Genomic DNA, 3,876 nt, shown 5'->3' with positions numbered 1-3,876 from the left:
GGCCGAGATAGGTGCCGCCGGACGGGCGCGGCCGACCGCGCCCGTACGGCCGGCGCGAGCGGGCGCGGCGGACCCGGTTCGAGGATCCGCCGAACCGGCCGGCAGAGCCGGGGCGCGTACGGAGCCAGAGGGAGGCGGCGAGGACTCCCGCGACGTACGCCGTGATGGCGGACACGGCCGCCATCGCCTCGTCGAGGTGCGCGTGGACGACCGAGACGCCGAGCAGGACGAGGTTTCCCGTCATGACGCTCGCGAACACCGCGCCGAGAGCGGCGAAGCTGAAGGCGTCCACGGCACCGGAGCCGAGCGCCAGCAGGACGACGGCCGCCATGAGCCGTCCCGTCCGCGGTGTCCGCCGCTCGGCCATGGCGGCGCCCCCCGACACCTCGACGGCCCTGTCCCCGCGCCGGTTATCCCCGCCCCGCCGCCGTACGACACGCCAGGCGGCGGGCCGTCCACTCGCCGAGGGCGGGGATCAGGCGAGCTCGTCGACCGGAACGGTGTCGCGGAGGAAGCCCCGGCGGGACAGGAAGTCGCTCAGGTGATCGCGATGCTCGTCGCAGGCGAGCCAGATCTTGCGCCGGTCCGGATCGTGGATCTTCGGGTTGTTCCAGCGCAGGGCCCAGCGGGCGTCGGCACGGCAGCCCTTGGCCGAGCACCGGAGCGGCTCATCGGTGGTCACCGCCCCAGTCTGGCGGATCGCCGCACCGGTGGACGCCGCGGCCCGGATCGGCCGGGCGCTCCGTCACCGGGCGGACTCACCGTCCAGCAACGGCCGGAGCCCATCGACGGTCAGGGCGAAGGTCGCCGGGCCGCTCTCCTCTCCGACCGTCAGCACGCCCACGACCTCGCCGAGCGCGTTCAGCAGCGGCCCGCCGCTGCCGGCGGGGCCGATCCGCAGCCCGGTCCGGTAGAGCCGCAGCCCCTGCTCGGGGAAGGACTCGAATCCGTCGACGACGCCGTCGAGCAGCGCGGACGGGCCGGCGCCGGCCGGCGCCCGGACCCGGTCGCCGACCCGTACGAGCTCGCCGTGCCCGATCCGGAGCGGGCTCGCCTCGACCGGTTCCTCCAGGCGCAGCACCGCCACGTCCAGGTGGGGCGAGTCGGGCAGCGCGATACGCCGGACCGCGCTCGTGCCGGTCTCCATGCCGACCCGGATCCGCGCGGGATCGGCGAGGCCGTGCTCGGCCGCGGGGTCGTCGAGCCAGTGCCGGTTCGTGACCACCAGCCGGTCACCGACCAGGAACCCGCTGCCCGTGACGGTACGGGCGTCGCCGGCCCGCGTCACCGTGACGCTCACGAACGCTCGTCTCGCGCGGGCGAGGAACGCGTCCGTCCCGTCGGCGTCCAGCACCGCGCAGCCCAGCCGGCCGGCCGACGCGAGCAGCACCGCGCGGTACCCCTCGGCATCGCCCGTCTCGGCCAGGCAGCGCAGCCTCCGCTCGACGTCCTCGGGGTCTTCCGGCGGGTGGGGCAGCTCCTCCAGCGCCTCGAGGGCGCGTGCGTAGGCGCCGGTGTCGTGCAGGTTCCGGAAGCGGTGCAGCGGATCGGTCTCGGCGCCGGCCAGTTTCTTCAGCACGGCGTTCCAGCGCGTCACCCGCCCGACGTGCTCCGCGAGCCGGTCGAGGCCCTCGCGCAGCCGGCGTTCCAGATGGCGTGCCTCGTCCAGATCGTCGTCCGCGGCCGGCCGCCGCAGGTGATCGCGCGCCGCCGTGGCCAGGTCGCGCAGCGGGCCGCCGGCCAGCATCAGCTCGGTCCCGGCGTCGTTCGAGCCGTTGAAGATCTCCAACATCACCCGCTGGGTCGCCTCGTCCAGGGGCGCCGGCTGCGGCCGGTACGCGGCGAACCGGCTCTGGAACTCCCGCCACAGCGCCTCGGGGTCGGCGAGCTCCGCCTCGTCGGCGAGCCCGGACAGCCGCCGGCGGACCTGTTCGCCCTCGATCTGCCGCTCGCGCCGCCGGGTCATCGCGTCGAGCTCCCGGGGCGACAGCAGCGTCGTGTCGGAGATCCGGACCGAGTTCGAGTTCCCCGTCCTCGTGTCCTGTGCCGTCACCTCGAGCACGCAGCTCTCGTCGATGGCGAACGTCACCTCGATCTCCGGGGTGCCCTTCGGCGACGGCGGGATCCCGACGAGACGGAACTGCCCCACCTTCGCCTCGGCGGACACGCTCCCGTTGAAGATCTCGATCTCGACCTGCGTCTGGTCGTCCCGCGTCGTCGTGTAGCTCTCCGCCGCCCGGGTGGGGATGGTGGTGTTGGCCGCGATCACTTCGGAGAACTCCGGGCGGTCGCCGTCGCCCTTGACCTTGATCCCCATCGGCAACGGGGTCACGTCGAGGAGCAGCATGTCCCGGAGCCTCCCGTCGAGGATCGCGGCCTGCAGCGCCGCGCCGCAGGCGACGGCCGAACGCGGATCCTGGATCACCGTCCTCTGCCGGCCGAAGACCTGCTCGACCAGCGCGCGGACCGGCGGTGACAGCATGGGCCCGCCGACCACCACCAGATGGTCCGGGGCTCCCGCCGTCTCCGCCGCGAACGTCGTGCACAGGTCGCGCAGGGTCTCCAGCGGCCGCTCCAGCAGCCGGGTCAGCTCGGCCCGGCTCAGCTCCACGGTCACGTCGCGGCCGTCCACGAAGTGCACCAGCGAATAGTGCGCCTGCTCCTGGCCCGACAGGGCGATCTTCAGGTACTCGGCGGCGACTTCCAGGCGGCGGCGCGCGAGGCCGGACGGCGGCACGGTGACGCCCTGCCCCGCCAGCTTCTCCGCCAGGTGACGGCTGATGACGCCGTCGAAGTCGTTGCCGCCGTAGGCGTTGTCGCCCATGGTCCGGCGAACCTCGTGGACGCCGTCCCTGACCTCCAGGAGGCTCACGTCCAGGGTGCCGGCGCCGAGGTCGACCACGGCCACGGTGCCATCGAGACGGCGTTCGCGGGCCGCCATCATGCAGGCCGCGGTCGGCTCGTGGATGAGCCGTACCGGCTCCACACCCGCGATCTCGCACGCGTGCCGCGTGGCGTGCTTCTGGTTGTTGCGGAAGTACGCGGGGATCGTCAGGATCGCGCGTGGGCGAGCCAGTCGCAGGTCGTGGTTGTCCCGCAGCCATTCGAGCCATGAGTCGCGCACCTCGCCCAGCTCGGCGCGCGCCAGGTCGGCGACGCGTTCGCGCACGCGGTCGGCGAGCAGGTCCTCCACCATGCCGCGGGCGTGGTGGATCAGGCGCGCGGCGACCTCCTCGGGCCGGTACGTGCGGTCCCGGACGCGGAAGACCGCCTTGCCGCCCATCCTGCGCTTGGCGGAGCCGATGTGGCCGAGCAGGCGGCCGGCGAAGATCTCCTCGCCCGCCAGCCCGACCAGCTCGTTGCCGTCCTCGTCGAGGCTCAGGGTCGAGGGGAACTGCCCGTGGCCTTTCCACGGGCACAGCACCGGGCGTCCGGCTTCGGTGTCGTAGATGGCCGCCGCGCTCGTCGTGGTGCCCAGGTCCAGGCCCCAGACGCGGGCGAAGCGGCGGTCGATGTCGGTGCGGGCCCGGTCCACCCACACCGCCGCCCGCTCCTCGAACGGGCGGCGTCCGCACAGGTCCAGGGCGTCCAGCGCGGCGGAGACCTCGGCCTGCAGGCTCGGGGACAGCACATCCGCCTCGCGGACCGCCCGCAGTTCGTCGGCGATGCGCCCGTCGTGCCCGGCGCGGTCGATCGCCCGGAGGCAACGACGGGCCAGCTCCTCCAGGTCTCCGGTACGGCGGAGGCACTCGGCCAGCCGGGGGTCCTCGATCGCGTCCTCGCCCCGCCACCCCGACAGGCAGGCGGCGGCCGCCGCGAAGTCGCCGGCGCGCATGAACAGCGCCGTGGCGGCGTCCGGCCGCCCGTCCTCCTGGT

General features: G+C 74.2%; 3 protein-coding genes. All 3 read right to left on the bottom strand.

The annotated features are described in order from the left end of the window. Nucleotides 1-367 (bottom strand): DUF1275 family protein (locus ACFFNX_RS44395; protein ID WP_378212282.1); only part of this gene is annotated, 367 nt, incomplete at its 3' end. Between the two features lie 108 nt (nucleotides 368-475). Next, complete coding sequence (locus tag ACFFNX_RS44390) at nucleotides 476-682, bottom strand: hypothetical protein (protein ID WP_378212280.1); 207 nt, start codon at nucleotides 680-682, stop codon at nucleotides 476-478. 63 nt (nucleotides 683-745) lie between these two features. After that, the coding region (locus ACFFNX_RS44385; protein ID WP_378212279.1) for an Hsp70 family protein at nucleotides 746-3,876 on the bottom strand (3,131 nt) is incomplete at its 5' end.

The organism is Actinoallomurus acaciae (assembly GCF_042429965.1).
Lineage (GTDB): Bacteria > Actinomycetota > Actinomycetes > Streptosporangiales > Streptosporangiaceae > Actinoallomurus > Actinoallomurus acaciae.
Note: the sequence above shows the minus strand (reverse complement) of the source record. Positions and strands in the feature narration are given on the sequence as shown.